This is a genomic window from Castellaniella defragrans (assembly GCF_014203015.1).
Classification (GTDB): domain Bacteria; phylum Pseudomonadota; class Gammaproteobacteria; order Burkholderiales; family Burkholderiaceae_B; genus Castellaniella; species Castellaniella defragrans.
Map to the genome: position 1 here is coordinate 130,126 of NZ_JACHIB010000007.1, position 21,435 is coordinate 151,560.

Consider the following 21,435-nt stretch of genomic DNA (forward strand, 5'->3'; position numbering starts at 1 on the left):
ATTCAGCGCTTTTCGAGGGTCTTGAGCACGGGGGACTGTTCGAGCTGCTGCGTCAGGGCGTGGCCCCAGGCCGCGTAGCCGGCCCGGTTGAAGTGCACGCCGTCCACCGTGGTCCAGGCGCCGGGCCTGGACAGCTTCAGCGAGTCGATGTAGCCGCAGGGGGCCACGTTGCCGGCGAGGAACGCCGAGACGAGCTTCACGCGGGCGTCGGTCTTGCCGTACTTGCCGCCGTCCTGGCCCCAGGCCGGACCGATCCACAGGCAGGCGGTGCCGGTGGCCGACACGGCCTTGGTCAGGGCGCTGACCTGCTGCCAGGCCCAGGCCTTGGGGAAGCTGGGCTTCGGGTACGAGGCCAGGGTGTCGCCCATGACGATGAGCAGCAGCCGCGGCTTCTCGCGGGCCAGCAGGGTCTGGATGGAAGGGATCTCGGCGCCGGCCGCGAGGATTTTCACCGGCCCCTTGCCGACGCGTTCGGCCGCCCCGCAGGTGCTCTTGACGGGCGCCAGCCAGTCGCTCGGCTCGGTACCGCAGGCCCCCACGGTGTGGACCCTGGCGCCCTTGCCTTCCAGCCCCATGTGCAGCGAGTCGATGAGATTGCCCGCGCTGATCAGATGGCTGTCGCCGATGACGAGGATGGACAGGCCGGCGAGGAGGGTGGTCACCATGTCGGGATTTCCTTCGGAGTGAGTCTGCCCGCCCGGGGAGGCGCGTCTGCGCGGACGAGCGGGCGAGGAGGGCCGCCTGCGGCCGGCCTTGCGGAACCGCTGGCTCGCATTATGGCGCCGATCCCGGCCGGCCGCCAGACCACCGGCCACCAGAACGCGGACCGCCGGACCACCGGCCGCCAGACCACCGGCCACCAGAACGCGGACCTCCAGAACGCGGACCGCCGGACCACCGGACCACCGGACCACCAGAACGCCGCGCGTGCGCGCAGCGGGCCGCTCAGGCGTCTTCGTCGGCCCCCAGGCGGCGCGACAGGCGCGCGCAGATGTCGGCCTGGATGCGCTTGACGTCTTCGATGGAAGGGGCGGCGGCCGCGTCGATGCGCGCGATGTAGGGCACGTTGACGGCGGCCACCACCTTGCGGTTCAGGCCGTACACGGGGAAGGCGATGTTGGTGACGCCCTGGATCTGCTTGCTGGGCATCAGCGAGCAGCCCGCGCGCCGCACGTCGGCGAGCAGGGACAGCAGGTGGCCGGGGTCCATGTCGAGCTCGCCATCGACCTTGATGTGGTTGCGCAGCATGCGGGCGCGGCCGATCTCGTCCTGGTAGGCCAGCAGGATGTGCCCCGAGGAGGTGTCCGTCAGCCCCATGAACGCGCCGGTCTTCAGCCCGAAGGACCAGCGCTCGGGGCTGTCGACCTGGGCGACGACCACGCTGCAGCCGCGTTCGTACACGGCCAGGTGGCAGGACTGGCGCGCCCGTTGCGCCAGTTCGTCGAGCAGCGGCAGCGCCGTCTGGATCATGCGCTTGAGGGGCGGCTGGCGGTGCGCCAGGCAGAACATCTTCAGCGTGAGCGTGTAGCGGTCGCCGGCGTCGGACTGGATGTAGCCGCGCCGGTGCAATGCCACCACCATGCGGAAGATCTGGCTGACGTTGCGGTTCAGGGCGTCGGCCAGCTCCTTCAGCGTGCAGCCTTCTTCCGTCCTGCTGAGGACTTCCAGGATGTCCAGCCCCTTGTCCAGGGCGGGCGCGCTGTAGCGCAGGCTTGCGCCGGCGGGGGCCGGATCGTCCGGCGGATCGGTCGTGTCCATTGGAGGCGTCGTTCCCGGTTGAACAGGGGGCCGCCGCATGGCCTTCATGCGGCGTTCCTGGCGGCAGCCGTATCGGTCATCGGCAAGCGGTCATCGGCAAGCGGTCATCGGCAAGCGGTCATCGGCAAGCGGTCATCGGCAAGCGGTCATCGGCAAGCAGTCATCGGCAAGCGGTCATCTTGTTTTACCAGAAAAATTATAAGTTCATATAGAAAACAAGAAACGTCATTTAACGTCATTTTTCCTGAAAATTTACGTTTTATAGGGTAAACACCGAACGGAAAACAGCGTGATCTCGTTGTCAACAAACGGCCCATCGATGAACATAGAGTCTCATTCAAATAAGAAATCCATTTTCATAAGAGGAAATGGGTTCCGCCTCTCACCACTCACCGAGCCGGCCGCCCGATCCAGGGACGTGCCTGGGGCCGTCCGGTTCGCACGACAAGGAGCATGAACAATGGCAGCTCGTCTTTCCGGAAAAACCGCCCTCGTCACCGCGGCGGGCAATGGCATCGGCAAGGCCACGGCGCAGCGCTTCCTGGGCGAGGGCGCCCGCGTCATCGCCACCGACATCGACGAAGATGCGCTGCGCGCGCTGGCCGGCTGCGAGACGCGCAGGCTCGACGTCACGGATCCGGCGGCCATCGCCGCGCTGGTGGCCGAAGTCGGCCCGGTCGACGTGCTCTTCAACTGCGCCGGCTACGTGGACAGCGGCTCCATCCTCGAATGCAGCCGCGCGGCCTGGGATTTCTCGTTCGGGCTGAACGTCACGTCCATGTATGAAATGTGCCGCGCCGTGCTGCCGGGCATGCTCGACAAGGGCGCGGGCTCCATCGTCAACGTCTCGTCGGTCGCCTCCAGCGTCAAGGGGGTGCCCAACCGCTTCGTGTACGGCACGACCAAGGCGGCGGTCATCGGCCTGAGCAAGGCCATCGCGGCCGACTTCGTGGGCCGCGGCATCCGCTGCAACGCCATCTGCCCGGGCACGGTCGAATCGCCGTCGCTGCGCGCGCGCATGCGGGCCCAGGCGCAGGCGCAGACCGCCTCCCTCGACCAGGTGCGCGACGCCTTCGTGGCGCGCCAGCCCATCGGCCGCCTGGGCACCCCCGAGGAAATCGCCGCGCTGGCCGTCCATCTGGCCGGCGACGAATCCGGCTACACGACCGGTACCATCCACATCATCGACGGCGGCTGGACCAACTGACCCCGTCCGTTCCAGGAGAATACGAATGAAACTGTTGCGCCACGGCCCGGTGGGCCAGGAAAAGCCGGCCCTGGTCGATGCCCGGGGCCGCATCCGCGATCTGTCTCCCGTCATCGACGACATCACGGCCGAGACCTTGCGGCCCGCCGCGCTGGCCGCCCTGCGGGCGGTCGATCCGGCATCGCTGCCGCTGGTCGAGGCCCCGGGCCGGATCGGCGTGCCGTTCCGCGGCCCGGGCAAGTTCCTCTGCGTGGGCCTGAACTACAGCGACCACGCCGCCGAGACCGGCGCCGAGGTGCCCGCGGAGCCTGTGCTGTTCAACAAGTGGTCGCGCCCCTCGGGGGCCAACGATCCCATCGTCCTGCCCCAGGGCTCGGTCAAGACCGACTGGGAAGTCGAGCTGGGCGTGGTGATCGGCAGCAAGGCGCGCTACGTGTCCAAGGGGGATGCGCTGTCGCACGTGGCCGGCTACTGCGTCATCAACGACGTGTCCGAGCGCGAATACCAGCTGGAGCGCGGCGGCACCTGGGACAAGGGCAAGGGCTGCGACACCTTCGGGCCCGTGGGCCCCTGGCTGGTGACGGCCGACGAGATCGCCGACCCGCAGAACCTGGCCATGTGGCTGGAAGTCAACGGCCGGCGCTACCAGGACGGCAACAGCCGCACCATGATCTTCGACGTGGCCGCGCTGGTGCATTACATCAGCCGCTTCACCACCCTGTACCCGGGCGACATCATCTCCACCGGCACGCCGCCGGGGGTGGGCCTGGGGCAGAAGCCGCCGGTCTACCTGAAGGCGGGCGACACGGTGCGGCTGGGCATCGAAGGCCTGGGCGAGCAGCGCCAGCAGGTGCTGGCCTGGGATGCGGCGCTGCTCGACTGAGCGGTCCGCCGGCGATCGCGGGGCCGGTCCCGCCGATCCCGCCGGGGCCGGGCGGGCCGGCGGCGCCAGTGCGGCTCACGGCCCGGCTCACGGGGCGGGACGGAAGCGGTAGCGCTCCAGGGAGTCCCGCTTCATCTCGATCGAATAGCCGGGCCGGGTGGGCGGCATGTAGGCGGCCCGCCGGATCCGGCAGGGATCGACGAAGTGCTCGTGCAGGTGGTCCACGTATTCGATGACGCGGCCTTCCTTGGTGGCGGCGAAGCACAGGTAGTCGATCATCGACAGGTGCTGGACGTATTCGCACAGGCCCACGCCGCCGGCATGGGGGCAGACCTTCAGTCCATGCTTGGCGGCCATCAGCATGACGGCCAGCACTTCGTTGACGCCGCCGAGCCGGCAGGCGTCGATCTGCACCACGTCCACCGCCGATTCCATGATGAACTGCTTGAACATCACGCGGTTCTGGCACATCTCGCCGGTGGCGACCTGCATGCGGCCCCGCAGGGCCTGGCGGATGCGCCGGTGCCCCGCGACGTCGTCCGGGCTGGTGGGCTCCTCGATGAACCAGGGCTTGGCGAAGGCCAGGCGCTCCAGCCAGGGGATGGCCTGATCGACCTCCCAGACCTGGTTGGCGTCGATCATCAGGTGGCGCTCGTCGCCCAGGACCTCGCGGGCGATCCGCACGCGGCGGATGTCGTCCTCCAGGTCGCGCCCCACCTTGAGCTTGATGTGCGAGAAGCCGGCCTGCACGGCCTGCGTGGCCAGGCGGCGCAGCTTGTCGTCGTCGTAGCCCAGCCAGCCGGCCGAGGTCGTGTAGCAGGGATAGCCGTCGCGCTCCAGCTCCGCCAGGCGCCCGGCCTTGCCGGCGGCCCGCTGCGTCAGCAGTTCGAGCGCCTCGTCCGGCGTGACGCAGTCGGTGATGTAGCGGAAGTCGATCAGCCGGACGAGCTGCTCCGGCGTCATGTCGGCCACCAGCCGCCAGACCGGCTTGCCCTCGGCCTTGGCCCAGAGATCCCAGACGGCGTTGACCAGCGCGGCGGTGGCCAGGTGGATGGCGCCCTTGTCGGGGCCGATCCAGCGCAGCTGGCTGTCCGAGGTCATGTGGCGCCAGAAGCGGCCCATGTCCTCGGTGATCCAGTCCAGGTCCAGGCCGATCAGCCGGGGCTTGAGGGCTTCGATCGCGGCGCAGCAGATTTCCGTGCCGCGCCCGATGGTGAAGGTCAGGCCATGGCCCTCCAGCCCATCGACGTCCGTGCGCAGGATGGCGTAGGCGGCCGAGTAGTCCGGGTCCGGGTTCATGGCATCCGAGCCGTCCAGATGCGCGGACGTCGGGAAGCGGACGTCCAGTACTTCGATGGATTGGATGAGGGTCATGGTCCGGTCCGCCTCATTTGCCTTCGGCCACGATCTCGGCCGGCAGATCGGCGCCGTGGTATTTCCTGTAGATGGCGTTCAGCTCGCCGCTCTTCAGGGTCTTGCGGATCAGCTCGTTCATTTTTTCCAGGAGCTGCGGGTTGTTCTTCGCCACGCCGATGCCCAGCATGGAAGTCGCCATGACGACCTTGGTGACCAGCGGCGGCTTGCCGTTTTCGGCCAGCTGCTTGTTCAGCGAGGCGATGATGGCCGGCGCCCCGGAATAGATGTTGCCCCGGCCGCTGGTGACGGCGGTCATGGCGGTGGCGTCGTTCTCGAAGCGCACGATGTTCGTGCCGGCGGGCGCGAGCCTGGTGACGTTGGCGTCGTTGGTCGTGCCGCGCGCGGTCATCACGGTCTTGCCGGCCAGGTCCTTCATCGACGAGATGGCTTCGCTTTCCGGCGCGGCGATGACGGACTGGATGGCCGCGTAGGGAATGGTGAAATCGACGACCTCCTGGCGCTGCGGCGTGATCGTCAGGCTGGAGATCACCACGTCGGCCTTGTTGGTGAGCAGGAACGGGATGCGGTTGGCCTGGGTGGTGGGCACGATCTCGAGCCGCACGCCCAGATCCTTGGCCAGCAGCTGCGCGGTCTCGACGTCCGAGCCGGTTTCCTTGAGGCTGGCGTCCTTCATGCCGTAGGGCGGCGCGTTGAGGTCGATGGCGACGCGCAGCGTCTTCTGCTGCTGGACCTGTTCCAGCGTGTTGGCGTGCGCCGGCGCGGCGGCCGCAAGCAGCGCGGCGGCGCCCAGGGCCAGGGCGGCCATGCCGCGGTTCGGGGGGAATGAGGTGATCATGATGTGTCTCCTGTGGGAATGGTCGGCGCCATCCTGGCGCCTGGGCCGGTCAGAGCCCGTTGCTGACGAACTGCCGCAATTCGGCGGTCTGGGGGTTGCGCAGGATGTCCGCGCCGCCCTGTTCGTGGATCCTGCCCTCGTGCATGAAGATCACCCGGTGGGCGAGCTTCATGGCGAAGGCCATTTCGTGGGTGACCAGCACCATGGTCATCCCGCCCGCGGCGAGCTTCTCGATGACCCGCAGCACCTCGCCGGTGAGCTGCGGGTCCAGCGCCGAGGTCACTTCGTCGAACAGCATGAGCTGCGGGTCCATGGCGAGCGAGCGGGCGATGGCCACGCGCTGCTGCTGCCCGCCGGACAGCTGCTCGGGGTAGCAGCCGGCCTTGTCGCTCAGCCCGACCTGGGCGAGCACGTCGGCGGCGATCTTCCGCGCCTGCTCGGCCGGCAGCTTGCGCACCGAGCGGGGCGCGAGCGTGATGTTCCGCTCGACCGTCAGGTGGGGAAACAGGTTGTAGCTCTGGAACACGATCCCCACGTCCTGGCGCAGCTGTTTCAGGTCGGTGCTGGAGATGCCCTTGCCGAAGGTATGGCCGCAGACCGTGATTTCGCCTTCGTCGATGATTTCCAGGTGGTCCATGCAGCGCAGGGCGGTGCTTTTTCCCGAACCGCTCTGGCCGATGATGGCCACGATCTCGCCCTTGCGGATGCTGAGGTCGATGCCTTTGAGGACGTGGTTGCCGCCGAACCGCTTGTGGACGTTGCTGAGGCGTACGACTTCCGTCATGAAGAAACTCCTTGGCCGGGAATCCGGACTCTCAGTTGCGCGCGATGGTCAGCCTGCGTTCGAGGCGCAGGCTGTACCAGGACAGGGGGTAGCAGATGAGGAAATACAGGACCGCCGCCGCGCCGAAGTAGAGGAAGGGCTTGAAGGTCGAGTTGTTGAGGATCTTGGCGTTGTAGGACAGTTCGGCGAAACCGATGACCAGGGACGCGAACGAGGTGTTCTTGACGATCTGGACCATGAAGCCCACCGTGGGCGGCACGGCGATCTTGAAGGCCTGCGGCAGGATGACCTTGAACATGCGCTGGACGCGGTTCAGCCCCAGGCATTCGGCGGCTTCCCATTGGTTGCGCGGCACGGACTCGATGCAGCCGCGCCAGATTTCCCCGAGGAACGCGGCCGCGTGGACCGTCAGGGCCAGGACGGCGGCGAACAGCGGCGAGGTCTCCGCGGCGCCGAGGATCGAGGGGCCGTAGAAGCAGATGCCCATGATCACCAGCAGCGGCGTGCCCTGGATGACGTTGATGTAGCCGAAGGCGGCGCCCTTGACGGCCCGGCTGCCGGACACGCGCATCAGGGCGACGGCCAGGCCCAGCAGGGCCGAGCAGGCGAAGGTCAGGACCGACAGCAGCACGGTGCCCCAGGCGCCGGCGAGCAGATACAGGACTTGTTCGTGGTTCATGGCGGGGCCTTCAGAGCAGGGTGCCGAGCTTGCGCTTGCGCACGAACAGGAACTTGCCGGCCAGCGCGAAGGCGCCGCGCACCAGCGCCGACATGGCCAGGTACACCGCCCACAGCACGATGAAGACCTCGAAGTTGCGGAAGGTGAGCGCCTGGACGTTGCCCGAGATGCCGAACAGGTCTTCCGTGCCCACGGCCGAGAGCAGGCTGGTCACCAGCATCAGCAGCACGAACTGGCTGGTCAGGGCGGGGTAGACGCGCTCCAGCGCCGGCACGAGGATGATGTGCCAGTAGACCTGGAAGGGGGACAGGCCCAGGCACTCGCCGGCCTCGCGCTGGCTGCGCGGGACGGATTCGATCCCGGCGCGCACGATCTCGCAGGTGTAGGCGGTGATGTTGATCACCAGGGCCAGGATGGCGCCGGTCAGGATCGACAGGGTGAAGCCGACGCTGGACAGGCCGAAGATCAGGAAGTAGCTCTGGATGATGAGGGGCGTGTTGCGGATGACTTCGACGTAGGCGCCCACGGCCCGCCGCAGCAGCGGCCCGCCGGAGCTGCGGGCGACGGCGCAGCCCACGCCCATGACGAAGCCGGCCACGGTGGACCAGAACGACATCAGGAGCGTGGTTTCCACCCCCTGGAGGAACAGGGGCCAGTACTGCAGCACCGCGCCGAAATCGAATTGATAGGTCATGCTCGGGCCTCGCTGGCCGGCGGGCGGCCGGGGAAGGGTTTCGATGGCTGTTTCTAGTCTAAAAGGACTGACCGGTAAAACCAGTTATGGATTTCCCTGATTTTTGTATTACCGGTCAGACCAGATAAAATGGGGCCGCCGGCGGAGTGCGCCGGGGCAGCGGAGATCCCTCATGGAAAAAGCAGCGGACGTTTCGATCCACGTGGTGGACCGCACGCGGGGTTACATGCAGGTGGCCGATGCGCTGCGCCGGGAAATCCGCCGGATGGACCTTCCGGCGGGCGCGCGCCTGCCGTCGGAGCGCGAACTCGCGCAGCATCTCCGGATCTCCCGGCCCAGCCTGCGCGAGGCCCTGATCGTGCTGGAACTGCAGGGCGAGATCGAGATCCGGGTGGGCTCGGGCATCTACCTGAAGCGCGACGTGCCGACGGAGGATGTCGAGGCGGGCGCGCGGGTGCCGGGCATCGACCACGACGTCGCGCCGATGGGCCACAGTCCGCAGGACGTGAGCCAGACCCGGTATTTCCTCGAAGGCGGGGTGGCCGCGCACGCGGCGCGCTTCATCACCCGGGAGCAGATCAAGACGCTGGGCGCCAGCGTCGAGGCCATGCGCCGGGCGGTCGGCACGCGCGACCGCACCGGGGACAAGCCCCTGGCCGACGCCGACCGCCTGTTCCACGTCACCCTGTCCTCCACGACCCGCAACCGCCTGCTGATCCAGACGCTCGAAGAGCTGTTCGACCAGCGCTACACCCCGATCGGCGGCTCCATGCACCGCCTGTTCGACACCGAATCGGTCTGGCTGGACGCCGTGCAGGAGCACCAGGAAATCTACGATGCCGTGGCGGCCCGCGACCCGCTGCAGGCCCAGGCCGCCATGTACCGGCACCTGACGCGGGCCCATGCGCGCCTGATGGCCGTGATCGGCTAGCGCCCCGGCCGGGCCCGCCGCGCCCGGCCCATCGATCCAGCCCGCTGATCGGCCTGGGCTGCGAGACGAGCCAGATCACCGGCCGCCCGCATCGAGGGGCGGCGGGACTTCAGGCCGACAGCAGGCCGCGCCGCGCCAGGTTGCGCATCAGCCAGGCGATGCCGCCCGTCCAGGGCGGCGCCTCTTCGCTGTAGGTGACGCGGTTGATCAGCGTTCCCAGCCGGGGCGAACCGATGCGCACGACGTCGCCCGGCTTGTGGGTGAAGCCCTGGCCGGGCGCGTCGCGGTCCTCGGTGGGGGCGAACAGGGTGCCGGTGAACAGCATGAAGCCGTCCGGATACTGGTGATGCCGGCCGCAGGTCTGGGCCACCAGGTCCGCCAGGTCGCGGCTGATCCGGCGGATGGAGCTGTGGCCGTCCAGGACGAAGCCGTCCTCGCCGGTCACGTTCAGGCGGATTTCGAGCCGGCGGGCGTCGTCCAGGGTGAAGCGCGCGTCGAACAGCCGGATGAAGGGACCGATGGCGCACGAGGCGTTGTTGTCCTTGGCCTTGCCCAGCAGCAGGGCGCTGCGGCCTTCGATGTCCCGCAGGTTCACGTCGTTGCCCAGCGTGGCGCCGCGGATCCGGCCCGCGGCGTCCACCGCCAGGACCAGTTCGGGTTCCGGATTGTTCCACTGCGAGGCCTTCAGGATGCCGATCGCCTCGCCGCTGCCCACGGCCGACAGCACCGGGGCCTTGGTGAAGACTTCGGCGTCCGGGCCGATGCCGACTTCCAGGTATTGCGACCACAGGCCTTCCCGGACCAGGTACCGGCGCGCTTCCTCGGCTTCCCGGGAACCGGGACGGATGCTGGAGATGGCCGCGCCGATCGCCTGGCCGATCCCGTCGCGGATGCGGGCGGCGTCCTGGGGATTGCCGCCCGCCTTTTCCTCGATGACGCGTTCGAGCATGCTGTCGGCGAACGTGACGCCGCAGGCCTTGATGACCTGGAGATCGCAGGGCGCCACGAAGCGCGGCGCGTCCCGGTCGCCGGCGAGGGTGGCGCGCGCCACCGCGTCGAACGACCAGCGGGCGGGGGCCGCCCGCCCCACGGCCGCGGCCGGGTCGTCCTGGTTCAGCAGTTCGGAGACCGTGGGGAACCGATGGGTCAGATCGACCAGGACGCCGTTCCGGAGGGCGACCACGCTGGGGCCCTGGTCGCGCGGGTCATGGATGCGTCCGATCAGCAGGGCCTGTCCGGCATCGGACGGAAGCAGCGCGGAAGTGCCGTGCGTGTCGTGCATGGGATCAGGCGTACGAGACCAGCCCCTTGATCTTCTCCTGGTCGTAGCCCGACCAGGAGCCGTGCTCGGTTTCCACCACGGGGGCGCCGCGGTGGCCCAGGCCGATCAGGCGTTCGAGCTCGTCCTGGCGCTGGGTCAGGTCCACGGTCTCGTATTCGATGCCCAGGATGTCCATGTCGCGCTTGGTGAGTTCGCATTGCGGGCAGTTGGGCTTTGAATAGACGGTGATGGCCATGTCGGATCCTTTTGGGTCGTGGGGGTTGAGAGAGTGGGGGGCGGAGGCGCGGGTCCGGGGAATCCAGCGGGTGCGGCGGATTCAGAAATCCACGTCGAACACTTCGTTCTCGTCGTCGCGCTTCATCACGCCGACCTTGTACTGGGCGGTGTCCTCTTCCTGGTTGGAGGCCTGGACCTTGCTCATGTTGAGCCAGCTTTCCATGTATTTCAGCGGGTTCTCGGTGACGATCGGGAAGGACACCCGGTCCTGGACGTTGAAGAAGCGGGCCACGTCGGTGGCGCTGAAATGGACCCAGTCCTTCATCATCTGGCAGGTCACGCCGGTGAGCTCGCGGCCTTCGGAGAAGGCGTAGTCGGTCCATTCGACCTCGCTGGCGGTGACCTCGTCGATCATCTGGACGATCTTGTCGCGGCATTGCTCGAAGGCGGTGCGGCCGCGCTCGGTCTTGACCATGGCGCGCAGGACTTCCTTGCCGTACTGGACGTGGACCTCGAATTCGTCCTGGGCGATCTTCTGGACCGCCTTGCCGATGGGCTGGAACAGGCCCGTGCCGTCGCAGATGCCGAAGGTGACGGCGAACGAGGCAAGGAACTGGATGCGCTCCATGCACAGCACGGCGACGATGAACAGGTAGATGGCGTTGTAGGTTTCCTGGTCGTTCTCGCGCTGGCCGCGGGCGTAGTCGTAGCTGACCTCGAAGGCGCGGTTGAAGACCTCGCTGACGACGCGCAGGCGGCTGATGGCCTCCTTGACCGAGAGGATCTCGTTGAGGATGTCGTCGGGATTGTCGAAGCTGTTGCGGACGATCTCGGAATACGTGGCGGCGTGGACGATCTCGTTCTTGGTGATCTCCACCCAGCCGGACCAGGCCTCGCTGCTGGTGCAGACCGGGGCCAGCACGGCGGCGATGGAGCGCGAGGCGACGCTGTCGGCCTCCCATTGCCACGCCAGGGTCTTGACCATCATGTCGTAGGTGTGGCGGTCGCAGGTCTTGAACTGCACGTTGCAGGTGGAATAGTCGAACTCGTTCTCGTCCCAGTCCTGGTTCTTCAGCGTCTTGTAGAGCTTCCAGATCTCGGGATAGAACTTGTTGATCGTGTCGAACAGGCCCAGGTCCTGGCCCAGGATGATTTCCGGGAAGGCGTAGTCGGACTTGTCGGTGTTGAAGATCTTGGTGGGCAGGGCTTCTTGGGTCATTTTCGGGTCGTGCCAGGGGTAGGGGGCGGTCGGAGGCCCCGGAACGGTCGTTCGGGGCCGGGGGTCGTGCGGGCCGTGCGGCGCGGGCGGCCCTGATGTCGCGGAAGAGCCTACATCGTGCAGCTTTCGCAGACGACTTTTTCTTCCACGCCGTCGTGGATGCTGCCGGCGTTGTCCAGCGTCTTGTCCGAGGCCACGTTGGAGTTGTAGTAGTAGCGGGTCTTCATGCCGTACTTCACCATGGCGAAGTAGTGGGTGAGCAGTTCGCGGCTGGAGACCTTGTCGTCGTCTTTGATCCGGCGCCACAGGTCGGCGGAGATCCCCTGGTCGGTGAATTTCTGGAACACCGCGTAGGCCTTGATCATGTCGACTTCGGAAATGTCCCAGGCCGACTGGTAGAAGTAGGCCGGGTTGTCGCTGTCGGGCGCGGCCCAGCGGATCGTGACCGAGCCGTCGGTCTTGTTCAGCGTGACGTCGCGCACGGGATAGAGCGAGTTGGGCTTGCCCAGCGCCTTGGAGGACGATTCTCCCGGCATGTACGCCACCAGGCAGGAATGGGCGATGCCGCCGTTCTGCATGATCTCGGTGCGCAGGGCTTCCCAGTCGTAGCGGTTGTGGAAGTCGCCCAGCTCGTCGACGTTGCGGTTGTAGGTGTCGATCGGCAGCCAGCCGTCGGGCCAGCGGGTCTTGTGCATCCAGGGCGCGACGCCGCGTTCCTTGCTGATGCGCAGCGAGGCCCGGATGGCGTGGTACATGTGGCGTTCGGCGATGCGGTGCAGTTCCTCGCGGCCCTCGTCGGTGTCGTAGCGCAGGCCCTTGCGGGCCATGTGGGTGGCCACGCCCATCAGGCCCACGCCGGCGTTCATGCGGGCCTTGGCGGTCACGGCCACGTGGGGCAGCACGTAGTGCGAGTTGAGGATGCAGTAGTCGATCATCTTCAACGTCAGGTACATCGCCTCCTGGTAGGTCTCGTCGTCGTCCTCGCCGATGGCGTCGTAGGCGATGGCGCCCAGGGAGCACAGGGCGATCTCGGGTTCTTCGTGGGTCTCGACCACGCGGGCGACCCGGCCGCCCTTGCCCGGCTCGTCGGACAGGATGTCGTCGCCCGCCTTCAGTTCGCCGGCGAAGATGACGCGCGGCAGGGTGGAGTCGGCGACCGCGACGGTCAGCGGCGCGTTGAAGTCGAAGGTCTGCGTCGTTCCGTCGGCGAGCTCGACGGTGATGTGGCCCACTTCCCGGTCGGAATACAGGTCGCGCATGTCCTGGTAGGGACGGTTGGGCTCGCAGATCTCCAGGCACAGGTTGCTGGAATGGATGGGTTCCTTGAAGGGCGTGTGGCGGTTCATCTCGTCGATGTTGGCCAGGTAGGCCACGCCGGTCTCCAGCGCCTCGTTCAGCGAGGTCAGGATCAGGTCGCGCGGCTTGAAGGTTTCCTTCTTGAAGGAGGGGTCGCGCTCCAGGCGCTCGTATTCGCGCTTGAAGGCGGCCGAGTCGGGGCCGAAGAACAGCCGGGTGAGCTCGGGCGCGGTGCGCACGTTGAACGAGAAGGCTTCCTCGTTGCGGGCGACCTTTTCGGCGAAGAGCTTGTTGGTGACCAGTGCGTAGTGCAGGTCGCGGTTCTTGCGGTCCTCGGTGCTGCGCGGGTTGCGCAGGTAGGCGATGACCTCGGCCTCGGGGTCGAAGCCGGAATAGTAGGTGGTGCAGGCGCCGCCGCGCCCGGCCTGCATGTTGGCGTGCACCGCCTTGCCCAGCGAGGCCAGGTAGGGCAGCTTGCCCTGGTGCTGGATCAGGCCGCCGCGCACCGGGTCGCCCTTGCTGCGGGTGATCAGGTGGCTGCCGATCCCGGCCGAGGCCGCGGTCATGCGGTAGGCGATGTGGTCGCCGATGGCCAGGGACGCCTCGTTGTCGTCCACCACGTACAGGCAGCACGAGGCGAAGCCGCGCAGTTTGGTGCCCAGGTTGACGTAGTTGGGCGTGGGGGCGGAGATCCGCTTGGCGGAGAATTCGGTGTAGAAGCGCCGCACCAGGTCGATCCGGCGCTCGGCGGGCTCGTTTTCCGACAGCGCCATGGCCATGCGCATGTAGACGAACTGCTGCGTTTCGTATTCCTGCCGGGTGACGCGGTTCTGCAGGCTGTACTTCTTGCGGATGTAGTGCAGCGAGAAGTGCGGCGTGTCGTAGTCCTGCTCGTGGTCGATGAAGGACTCGATCTCGGCGTATTCGGCGTCGGTGTAGTCCAGGCGCACCATCACCCCGTCGGCCACCATGCGGTCGTGCAGGGCCTTGACGGTGGGGATGGCGGGGCCGTGGATGATCTTGTGCAGGTGGGACGCGTACAGCCGGCCCGCCATCAGGTAGTAGGACCAGGTGCCCTTGTCCAGGCAGTTCTGGATCAGCTTTTCCTGCAGATCGGCGGTGGAGACCGTCTCGGGCATGGTGCTGACGGCCTGCAGCACGATGCTGCTCCAGTCGACCTTGTGGCCCAGGTTGGCGGCGGCCCAGCGGCCCCAGCCGTTGAGCTTGCTGGGGATGTAGGGTTCGATGCGTCCATCACGCTTGACGATGTTCTTGATCACGGCCGGCAGTCCTTGGTGGCTTGGGGTTCTCCTGCAGAAGACCCCTTTGATTTTCTACATGTAGTGCGGCTGGAAATGATAAACACAATATATGGTGTAGGCAAGCGCGGTTTCAAATTCGTCCGTTGAAACATTTTGAGGGTTTCGGCGGCCCCCCGCGTCGTGATACCCTGGAGCGCTTTGGGGGATTTCGCGGCGGTTTTCGCGCCGCGCGATCCCTGGATTTCATCGCCCGGGCCCGCGCGGCCCGGCGATCCTGCGTGTCATCCCATGAATGGAATCGTCCGGCTGCTGGCCGTGTCGGCCCTGCTGGGCGGCGCCAGCCTCGCGCCGGCCCGGGCCTGGCAGGCGGCCGACCCGGATGCGGCGCTCATCGACCTGGCCCCCCAGCGCTATGCCGTCCCCGACGTGCCCCGCGACGTCCCGTCCGACGTCCCCTCCGACGCGGCCGAGGCGGACGTGCCGGATGCGTCCGGGGCGGTCGCCGTCCCCGGGCTGCGCTACGACCTGCTGTTCCTGGATGAGCCCGGATACGGGACAGTCCTTGCGGACTGTGACGTGCCTGGCGAATCCGGGCCGCTTGCAAGCGGCGAGGTGGAGGGATGCTTCCGCCTGCGCTGGTTCGGCTCGGCCGCCGATCCGGCGGCCGGCGCGGGGCCGTCCGGCGGATTCGGACCGCTCGCCTCCGGCGGCCTGGACGCCTGGACCCTGGGCGCGCGGAACTGGCGCTATCGCAGTTCCGCCGGCTATGGCGTGACGCTGGGCAGCACGGCCACGGGCGCGCCGGACTGGGGGCGGCCCGTGCGCCTCGCGGGGGTGGGCGTGGCCCGCTCCGTCTCCCAGGGGCGCCTGCCGGCCGGGTCGTGGGACTACGCGGTGGCGCTCGGCGCCGTGGACACCGGCCGCACGCCCGCCGAGGGCGACCTGGCCTACGGACCGGTCGCGCTCGATGCGACCACGCGCTACGCACCGGACCGCGACCTGATCCTGGCCTCGCGGCTGCAGAGCGCCCAGGGCCTGACGGCGCTGGGGCTGGGGGGCGATTATTCCATGGGCGGCGCGGGCGCCTGGCGGTTCGGCGTGTCCGGCTCGCGCCAGCCGCTGGCCGAGGGCTGGCGCCGGCAGCTGGGCTATACCCTGGGCCTGCTGCCGGGCTGGGACCTGTCCTGGGTGAATGCGCGGCAGGGCGGGGGCTATGCGGACCTGGCCGCGTACGGCGGCGACCCCGGCTGCGACTGCGTCAGCAACCAGTGGCAGCTGGACCTGGCGGCGGGCCGCTGGGGTTCGTTCAGCGGCTCGTTCGAGCGGCGGCTGGACACGGCGGGCGGCGGGCTGGACGAGCGGGTCGGGCTGGCGCACGGCTTCCGCTACGGTCCGTACCTGCGGGTGCGCCTGGAAACCAACCGCAACCTGACGTCCGGGGACTACGGCCTGGGCGCGCGGTTCTCGCTGCCGCTGGACTGGTAGGGCGGCGGCGCCGCTTGCAGGCGGCTCTGATTCGTCCGGCACCGATCAGTCCGCAGGGACTGATCGGTGTCCGGCCTCATCCACGTGGTTCATGAAGACCCGGCACAGGGCTTCCATCCCGCGCCGGTCGTCCTCGTCGAAGCGGTCCGTGACGGGGCTGTCCACGTCCCAGACGCCCAGCAGCGATCCGTCCGCGCGCACCAGCGGCACGACGATTTCCGATTGCGAGGCGGAATCGCAGGGGATGTGCCCGGAGAACCGGCTGACGTCGCGGACGACCTGGGTCCTCCGGGTGCTCGCGGCCGTGCCGCAGACGCCCGCGCCCAGGGCGATGCGGATGCAGGCGGGCTTGCCCTGGAAAGGACCGACGACGAGTTCCGTGCCGTCGTACAGGTAGAAGCCCGCCCAGTTCAGCTGCGGCAGGCTGTCGAACACCAGCGCGCTGAAATTGGCCGCGTTGGCGATCAGGTCGGGTTCCCCCGCGATCAGGCCGCGCGCCTGGGCGGCGAGGTCGGCGTAGTGTTCCGCCTTGCTGGCGTAGGCGCGGGGAGCGAATGTGAACATCGGGCATTCCAGGAGACGGTCTGAGGAAATCCCATTGTAGGGCGGCCGTTGCGGGCCGGCCGCCGGCCGGACCGCGGCATGATGATCGTTATAATCTTGTATATATAGCGAATGTGTGCCCGACTGGCTTATGCTGGGCCGGGGGACGTTTGCGCGGCATCAAGGCCGCGTGTCCGATCTCCGCATGACAATGTCGGCGGCGCGGCATGGCGCCTGTCGCCGCCGGATCCGACGCCAGGAGAACCGCCCATGATCACGCTGCCGATCGCCGCCATCGTCCATGACCACGAGGACGGGGCCGATGCGTTGATGCGCGCCTTCGCCGAGCGCCAGTCCCGCGCGGGGCTGGACGTGCGCGGCCTCGTGACGGAGCCGGGCGGCGAGGAGGCGGGCCGGTCCCGGCGGCGCCTGCGCGACGTCCGGACCGGCGAGTCCTTCGAGATTTTCCAGGACCTGGGCGCGGGATCCCGGGCGTGCTGCCTGGACGTCTTCCGGCTGGCGGCGGCCAGCGCCGCGCTGCGCGTGGCCGGGAATGACCGCCCGGACCTGGTGGTCGTGAGCCGATATGGCCGCCAGGAAGCGGGCGGCGGCGGTTTCGCCGCGGAGTTCCTCGCCCTGATGGCCGAGAGCATTCCGGTGCTGACCATCGTCGCCGGGGAATTCCTGGAGGACTGGCGGCACTTCACCGGCGGCCTGGGCGTGGAGCTGCCCGTGGATGCCGATCTGTTGAACGAATGGGGCGCGCGGGTGTGCGCGATGCCCGCGCGGAACCGATGGATGATGGCATGAATGACGACGCCTTGACGATCGAGGACCTGGATTTCGCCCGGCTGTACCGCAATCACATGGCCCGCAGCGGCCGTCCGCCGAAGCAGGCGGGCGAGTGGGACGCCCGGGTCAGGAAGAACGGCATGCCCCTGGCCGGTACGAGCGGCTATGCCGGCGAATTCCTCTCGCGCATGGACCTGAGCGGCGCGCGCACGCTGCTGGACGTGGGCTGCGGCCCCGGCACCATCTGCCTGCCGCTGGCCGGGCGCCTGGAGCGCGTCTACGGCCTGGACTACAGCACGGCCATGCTCGACGCCCTGCGTGAGCAGGCCGCGCGGCAGGGCGCCGGCAACGTCGCGGCGATCCATCGCGCCTGGGAGGACGACTGGTCCGACGTGCCGGTCTGCGACATCGCCGTGGCCTCGCGCGCCTCCAACGTGGCCGACCTGGATGCCGCGCTGGACAAGCTGTCGGCCCATGCCCGCCTGCGCGTCTACCTGACGCATCTGGTGGGCGGGCATTTCATGGATCCCGCCGTCGCGGACATCGTGGGGCGCGGCCACCAGGGGTTTCCGGACTACATCTACGTCCTCAACCTGCTGCACCGCAAGGGCATCCATCCCCGCGTGGACTATATCGAAGTGCCCAGCCGCCTGGCGGGGACGGCCTCGTTCGAGGCCTTCGCCGCGCGGGTGTCCTGGACCTATCCGGACCTGGGCGAGCAGGAGCTGGCCCGCCTGCGCGCCTGGCATGATGCCGACCCCGCGCGCGCGGCCCGGGGCGGGGCGCCGATGCGGTGGGCCTTCATCCATTGGGAGAAAACGGCATGAAAAAAAGCGCGCGCAACCTGGGCCTGGCCGTGGGCGAATCCGTGCGGGCGATCTTCAAGGCCTCCAGCGTCATCGTCGGCGTGCCGGGCTGATTTTCGGCGGGTCGATTCCCGCCGGTTCCGTGTATATTTCCTCCTTTCGGCACTACTCCTGGCGCCGGACATGACACGCAGGGAGGCACGGATTGTCCGAATCTCGCGGCACGGGTCCCCGCACAGGATTGCTCGACAGCCTCAGGGCGCGCCTGTTCCTGGCGGTGCTGGCGGTCATCGTGCCGCTCCTCTGCGGGCTGGGCTATTACGTCTGGCATCAGTACCGCGGCCTGGCGGCCGGCAGCGAGCGCGCGGCCGAAAACCTGGTCAGCGTCACGGCGGCCTACGACCGGGCGCTGATCAACGACGCCAGCGACGTGCTCCACACCCTGGCGAACTCCCCCATCCTGCGCCACGAGCGCTGGGCCGAATGCCGCGGCTACCTGGCGTCGCTGCTGGCGCGCCTGCCGCGCTACCTGAACCTGGGCGTGACCGACGCGCGCGGCTACCAGGTCTGCTCGGGCCTGCCCGACCCCGATCCCAACGGCGTCTACCTGGGCGACCGGCCCTATTTCCGCAAGGCCATCGAGCAGGCCGAGGTCACGCTGGGCGGCTTCATCATCGGGCGCATGTCCAACCTGCCCACGCTGGTCCTGGCGGTGCGCGTGCCGGGCGATTCCGGCGCCAACGGCGGGGTGGTCTTCGGCGGCATGAACCTCGGCTACCTGCGGGCCGGCGCGGCCATTCCCGACCTGCTGCCGGGCGGGCGCCTGTGGATCCTGGACCGCGAGGGGCACGTGCTGCAGCGCGTGCCGGGCGACACCAGCCACCTGGGCGAGCGGCTCGATCCGCATCCGCCCCACGAGGACGGGCTGGTGCGCGGCACCCACCTGGACGCCGACGGCCGCCGCTGGGTCACGATGTCCATGACGGCCGGCCCGCGGGGCGATCCGCACGGCCTGTCGGTGCGCTACGAGGTGCCGGAATCGGTGCTCTACGGCGAGGCCCGCCGCGCCCTGTGGGTCGGGATGTTCATCGTCGCGCTGCTGCTGTGCGTGGCGGTGCTGGCGGCCTGGAACCTGATGCAGCTGGCGGCCGGGCGCAGCCTGGAGCACCTGCGCGGGGCCGTGCGGCGGCTGGCGTCGCAGGACTTCTCCGGGCGCGTGGCCGACCGGCTGCAGGGGCGCGACCTGCGGGAGATCGGCCAGCAGTTCGACGACATGGCCGATGCCCTGCAGTCGTACCAGCGCTCCCTGGCCCAGTCCGAGCAGAGCTACCGGCTGCTGTTCGAGGGCAGCCCCAATCCGATGATGGTGCTGAGCCTGGACAGCGGCCGCTTCCTGGCCGTCAACGACGAGGCGATGCGCCGCTACGGCTACGGCCGGGACCACTTCCTGCGCCTGGGCCTCGACGACCTGCGCATCGAGGTGCTCGAACACCAGCCGGACACCGCCTTTTCCTACGAGCGCCACCGCCGCCGCGACGGGCAGCCGCTGTTCGTCGAGGTCCGCAGCCTGTCGCTGATGTTCACCGGCCAGCTGGCCCACGTGCTGGTCATCCGCGACCTGACCGAGCGCGAGACGCTGAGCCGCGGGCTGAAGGAACGCGAGCGCCTCATCAGCCAGCTGATGGACGTCACGGCGGAAGCCATCTACGGGCTGGATGCGAGCGGCTGCTGCATCTTCGCCAACCAGGCCTGTTCGCACCTGCTGGGGTACGACCACCCCGACCAGCTGGTGGGCCAGCACTTCCACAGCCTGATCCATGACCGGCACGAGGACGGCAGCCCCTATCCGCTGGAGGAATGCCGCATGCACCTGGCCCTGCGGGAGGGCAAGGGGATCCACGTGGACGACGAGGTCCTGTGGCGCCGCGACGGCACCTGCTTCCCGGCGGAATACTGGTCCTATCCGATCCTGCAGGACGGCCGGCTGGAGTTCTGCCTGGTGACGTTCCTGGACATCAGCGAACGCCGCGCGCAGCAGCGGGCGCTGGCCTACCAGGCCACCCACGATCCCCTGACGGGGCTGCTGAACCGCGGCGACATCCTGCGGCGCCTGCAGGCGCGCTCGGAACAGGCCCCCGAGGCGCCCTGGACCCTGGTCATGTCCAATCTGGACGGCTTCAAGGAGGTCAACGAGGCGCTCGGGCACGACGCGGGCGACCGGCTGCTCCAGGCGGTCGCGCAGCGGCTGCAGGGGCTGCTGGGCCCGGCGTGCATGCTGGCCCGGCTGGGCAGCGACGAATTCGCCTTCCTGCTCGACACGGGCGACGAACACCTGGCGCAGGAGCAGGTCCACGTGCTGCTCGCCGCGCTGCGCGATCCGTTCGCGCTGAACGACCTGCAGATCCGCATCAGCTGCAGCTTCGGCCTGGCCGTGCATCCCGGCCATGCGCGCGATCCGGACGAGCTGGTCCGCTGCGCCGACACCGCGATGCGCCGCGCCAAGCGCGACGGCCTGGGGATCGCCGTGTTCAATCCCCAGGACCGCGCCAGCGTGCACGACCACCTGCTGCTGCGCGGGGAACTGCGCACGGCGCTGGCGCAGGGCCAGTTCCTGCTGCATCTGCAGCCCAAGGTCTTCCTGAACGACGGCCTGCGGGCCTCGGGCTCGCCGATGGGTTTCGAGGCGCTGACCCGCTGGATGCACCCGGAACGGGGCCTGATCCCGCCGGGCCGGTTCATCCCCATCATCGAGGTCAGCGACCTGATCCATCCCTTCACCCTCTGGGTCGTGGACCAGGCGGTGGCCTGCTGCTCCCGGCTGCAGGCCGTCCATCCCGGCGTCGGCATGGCCGTGAACGTGTCCGCCCGCAACCTGCTCGACGGCCATTTCCCCAGCCAGATCAGGGACGCCCTGCTGCGCCACGGGCTGGACCCCGCGCTGCTGGAGCTCGAAGTCACCGAAAGCGCCATCATGGCCGACCCCACCCGGGCGCTGGACACCCTGCACGCCCTGCACGCCCTGGGCGTGCGGCTGTCGATCGACGATTTCGGCACCGGCTATTCCTCGTTCGCCTACCTGAACCGGCTGCCCGTCGACGCGCTGAAGATCGACCAGTCCTTCGTGGCCGGCATGGCCGCCGATGCCGACATGCGCGCCATCGTGCGCTCCATCATCGAGATGAGCCACACCCTGGGCCTGATGGTGATCGCCGAGGGCATCGAGACGCAGGAAACGCTGGACCTGCTGTGGAACATGGGCTGCGACGTCGGCCAGGGCTACTTCATCGGCCATCCGGCGCCCGAGTCCAGCGCCGAGGCCTGGCTGCGCGGCCGCTGACCGCGCGGCCGCCGGCGCCGCGCGCGGCGGCCGCGGCGGGGCCCGTCCA

20 protein-coding genes are annotated in these 21,435 nt (G+C 68.5%); 8 read left to right on the top strand and 12 right to left on the bottom strand.

The annotated features are described in order from the left end of the window. Positions 1 to 2 precede the first annotated feature (2 nt). Positions 3 to 665, bottom strand: a complete 663-nt coding sequence (locus tag HNR28_RS07475; RefSeq protein WP_151024018.1) for an SGNH/GDSL hydrolase family protein — start codon at positions 663 to 665, stop codon at positions 3 to 5. A 280-nt stretch (positions 666 to 945) separates the two neighbouring features. Continuing rightward, positions 946 to 1,758 (bottom strand): IclR family transcriptional regulator, encoded by an 813-nt coding sequence (locus HNR28_RS07480; protein ID WP_151024019.1) that lies wholly within the window; start codon positions 1,756 to 1,758, stop codon positions 946 to 948. Between the two features lie 460 nt (positions 1,759 to 2,218). Here HNR28_RS07480 and HNR28_RS07485 point away from each other — a divergent pair, with 460 nt between their 5' ends. Continuing rightward, a complete protein-coding gene (locus HNR28_RS07485; RefSeq protein ID WP_151024021.1) occupies positions 2,219 to 2,965 on the top strand; it encodes an SDR family oxidoreductase in 747 nt (248 codons plus the stop codon). A 25-nt stretch (positions 2,966 to 2,990) separates the two neighbouring features. Further along, a complete protein-coding gene (locus tag HNR28_RS07490; protein ID WP_151024022.1) occupies positions 2,991 to 3,848 on the top strand; it encodes a fumarylacetoacetate hydrolase family protein in 858 nt (285 codons plus the stop codon). Between the two features lie 87 nt (positions 3,849 to 3,935). Here HNR28_RS07490 and HNR28_RS07495 read toward each other — a convergent pair whose 3' ends face one another. Genes HNR28_RS07495 through HNR28_RS07515 form a run of 5 tightly spaced genes read right to left on the bottom strand, consistent with a single transcriptional unit; the run spans position 3,936 to position 8,217 of the window. Continuing rightward, positions 3,936 to 5,222: an L-fuconate dehydratase gene (locus tag HNR28_RS07495; protein WP_151024023.1), complete on the bottom strand. Its 1,287-nt coding sequence runs from the start codon at positions 5,220 to 5,222 to the stop codon at positions 3,936 to 3,938. A 13-nt stretch (positions 5,223 to 5,235) separates the two neighbouring features. After that, a complete protein-coding gene (locus HNR28_RS07500; protein ID WP_052355576.1) occupies positions 5,236 to 6,060 on the bottom strand; it encodes a transporter substrate-binding domain-containing protein in 825 nt (274 codons plus the stop codon). Positions 6,061 to 6,109: 49 nt separating this feature from the next. Beyond that, on the bottom strand, positions 6,110 to 6,844 hold the full coding sequence (locus HNR28_RS07505; protein ID WP_151024024.1) for an amino acid ABC transporter ATP-binding protein: 735 nt from the start codon (positions 6,842 to 6,844) through the stop codon (positions 6,110 to 6,112). Between the two features lie 31 nt (positions 6,845 to 6,875). Further along, positions 6,876 to 7,523 (bottom strand): amino acid ABC transporter permease, encoded by a 648-nt coding sequence (locus tag HNR28_RS07510; RefSeq protein ID WP_151024025.1) that lies wholly within the window; start codon positions 7,521 to 7,523, stop codon positions 6,876 to 6,878. Positions 7,524 to 7,533: 10 nt separating this feature from the next. Continuing rightward, positions 7,534 to 8,217, bottom strand: a complete 684-nt coding sequence (locus tag HNR28_RS07515) for an amino acid ABC transporter permease (protein ID WP_043680236.1) — start codon at positions 8,215 to 8,217, stop codon at positions 7,534 to 7,536. A 172-nt stretch (positions 8,218 to 8,389) separates the two neighbouring features. Between HNR28_RS07515 and HNR28_RS07520 the strand changes: the two genes are divergently transcribed. Next, positions 8,390 to 9,148, top strand: a complete 759-nt coding sequence (locus tag HNR28_RS07520; RefSeq protein ID WP_151024026.1) for a FadR/GntR family transcriptional regulator — start codon at positions 8,390 to 8,392, stop codon at positions 9,146 to 9,148. Positions 9,149 to 9,257: 109 nt separating this feature from the next. Here HNR28_RS07520 and HNR28_RS07525 read toward each other — a convergent pair whose 3' ends face one another. From HNR28_RS07525 to HNR28_RS07540, 4 genes are all read right to left on the bottom strand, one after another. Next, entirely contained in the window at positions 9,258 to 10,430 is a 1,173-nt protein-coding gene (locus HNR28_RS07525; protein ID WP_151024027.1) for a fumarylacetoacetate hydrolase family protein, read from the bottom strand. 4 nt (positions 10,431 to 10,434) lie between these two features. Further along, positions 10,435 to 10,665 carry a glutaredoxin family protein gene (locus HNR28_RS07530; RefSeq protein WP_151024028.1) on the bottom strand — a complete coding sequence of 77 codons (231 nt, stop codon included), beginning with the start codon at positions 10,663 to 10,665 and terminating at the stop codon, positions 10,435 to 10,437. Between the two features lie 81 nt (positions 10,666 to 10,746). Further along, positions 10,747 to 11,865, bottom strand: coding sequence for a ribonucleotide-diphosphate reductase subunit beta (locus HNR28_RS07535; RefSeq protein WP_043680245.1), 1,119 nt, complete (start codon positions 11,863 to 11,865; stop codon positions 10,747 to 10,749). A 110-nt stretch (positions 11,866 to 11,975) separates the two neighbouring features. Beyond that, the gene (locus HNR28_RS07540; protein ID WP_170288424.1) at positions 11,976 to 14,441 is read right to left on the bottom strand and encodes a ribonucleoside-diphosphate reductase subunit alpha; all 2,466 of its coding nucleotides are present in this window, start codon (positions 14,439 to 14,441) and stop codon (positions 11,976 to 11,978) included. 270 nt (positions 14,442 to 14,711) lie between these two features. On the opposite strand from HNR28_RS07540, the gene HNR28_RS07545 reads away from it, so the two are divergent. Then, entirely contained in the window at positions 14,712 to 15,908 is a 1,197-nt protein-coding gene (locus HNR28_RS07545; protein WP_151024030.1) for a fimbria/pilus outer membrane usher protein, read from the top strand. Positions 15,909 to 15,953: 45 nt separating this feature from the next. Here the strand turns inward: HNR28_RS07545 and HNR28_RS07550 are convergent, their stop codons facing one another. Beyond that, on the bottom strand, positions 15,954 to 16,472 hold the full coding sequence (locus tag HNR28_RS07550; RefSeq protein ID WP_151024031.1) for a GAF domain-containing protein: 519 nt from the start codon (positions 16,470 to 16,472) through the stop codon (positions 15,954 to 15,956). A gap of 249 nt (positions 16,473 to 16,721) precedes the next feature. Between HNR28_RS07550 and HNR28_RS07555 the strand changes: the two genes are divergently transcribed. The 4 genes from HNR28_RS07555 (at position 16,722) to HNR28_RS07570 (ending at position 21,386) form a co-directional block, all read left to right on the top strand. Beyond that, positions 16,722 to 17,261: a DUF2478 domain-containing protein gene (locus HNR28_RS07555; RefSeq protein ID WP_043680252.1), complete on the top strand. Its 540-nt coding sequence runs from the start codon at positions 16,722 to 16,724 to the stop codon at positions 17,259 to 17,261. Further along, positions 17,258 to 18,070 carry a class I SAM-dependent methyltransferase gene (locus HNR28_RS07560; RefSeq protein ID WP_244978217.1) on the top strand — a complete coding sequence of 271 codons (813 nt, stop codon included), beginning with the start codon at positions 17,258 to 17,260 and terminating at the stop codon, positions 18,068 to 18,070. Before HNR28_RS07555 ends, HNR28_RS07560 begins: the two co-directional genes overlap by 4 nt. Beyond that, entirely contained in the window at positions 18,067 to 18,162 is a 96-nt protein-coding gene (locus HNR28_RS07565) for a TOBE domain-containing protein (RefSeq protein ID WP_184142694.1), read from the top strand. The genes HNR28_RS07560 and HNR28_RS07565 overlap by 4 nt, the downstream gene beginning before the upstream one ends. Before the next feature lie 92 nt (positions 18,163 to 18,254). Further along, on the top strand, positions 18,255 to 21,386 hold the full coding sequence (locus HNR28_RS07570) for a bifunctional diguanylate cyclase/phosphodiesterase (protein ID WP_151024032.1): 3,132 nt from the start codon (positions 18,255 to 18,257) through the stop codon (positions 21,384 to 21,386). Positions 21,387 to 21,435: the final 49 nt, after the last annotated feature.

Bases quoted from the DNA above. Each gene is read 5' to 3' on its own strand.
- HNR28_RS07475 (WP_151024018.1), bottom strand. From the start codon at position 665: ATGGTGACCACCCTCCTCGCCGGCCTGTCCATCCTCGTCATCGGCGAC.
- HNR28_RS07485 (WP_151024021.1), top strand. From the start codon at position 2,219: ATGGCAGCTCGTCTTTCCGGAAAAACCGCCCTCGTCACCGCGGCGGGC.
- HNR28_RS07525 (WP_151024027.1), bottom strand. From the start codon at position 10,430: ATGCACGACACGCACGGCACTTCCGCGCTGCTTCCGTCCGATGCCGGA.
- HNR28_RS07495 (WP_151024023.1), bottom strand. From the start codon at position 5,222: ATGACCCTCATCCAATCCATCGAAGTACTGGACGTCCGCTTCCCGACG.
- HNR28_RS07500 (WP_052355576.1), bottom strand. From the start codon at position 6,060: ATGATCACCTCATTCCCCCCGAACCGCGGCATGGCCGCCCTGGCCCTG.
- HNR28_RS07555 (WP_043680252.1), top strand. From the start codon at position 16,722: ATGATCACGCTGCCGATCGCCGCCATCGTCCATGACCACGAGGACGGG.
- HNR28_RS07520 (WP_151024026.1), top strand. From the start codon at position 8,390: ATGGAAAAAGCAGCGGACGTTTCGATCCACGTGGTGGACCGCACGCGG.
- HNR28_RS07515 (WP_043680236.1), bottom strand. From the start codon at position 8,217: ATGACCTATCAATTCGATTTCGGCGCGGTGCTGCAGTACTGGCCCCTG.
- HNR28_RS07550 (WP_151024031.1), bottom strand. From the start codon at position 16,472: ATGTTCACATTCGCTCCCCGCGCCTACGCCAGCAAGGCGGAACACTAC.
- HNR28_RS07530 (WP_151024028.1), bottom strand. From the start codon at position 10,665: ATGGCCATCACCGTCTATTCAAAGCCCAACTGCCCGCAATGCGAACTC.
- HNR28_RS07480 (WP_151024019.1), bottom strand. From the start codon at position 1,758: ATGGACACGACCGATCCGCCGGACGATCCGGCCCCCGCCGGCGCAAGC.
- HNR28_RS07510 (WP_151024025.1), bottom strand. From the start codon at position 7,523: ATGAACCACGAACAAGTCCTGTATCTGCTCGCCGGCGCCTGGGGCACC.
- HNR28_RS07535 (WP_043680245.1), bottom strand. From the start codon at position 11,865: ATGACCCAAGAAGCCCTGCCCACCAAGATCTTCAACACCGACAAGTCC.
- HNR28_RS07490 (WP_151024022.1), top strand. From the start codon at position 2,991: ATGAAACTGTTGCGCCACGGCCCGGTGGGCCAGGAAAAGCCGGCCCTG.
- HNR28_RS07560 (WP_244978217.1), top strand. From the start codon at position 17,258: ATGAATGACGACGCCTTGACGATCGAGGACCTGGATTTCGCCCGGCTG.
- HNR28_RS07565 (WP_184142694.1), top strand. From the start codon at position 18,067: ATGAAAAAAAGCGCGCGCAACCTGGGCCTGGCCGTGGGCGAATCCGTG.
- HNR28_RS07505 (WP_151024024.1), bottom strand. From the start codon at position 6,844: ATGACGGAAGTCGTACGCCTCAGCAACGTCCACAAGCGGTTCGGCGGC.
- HNR28_RS07545 (WP_151024030.1), top strand. From the start codon at position 14,712: ATGAATGGAATCGTCCGGCTGCTGGCCGTGTCGGCCCTGCTGGGCGGC.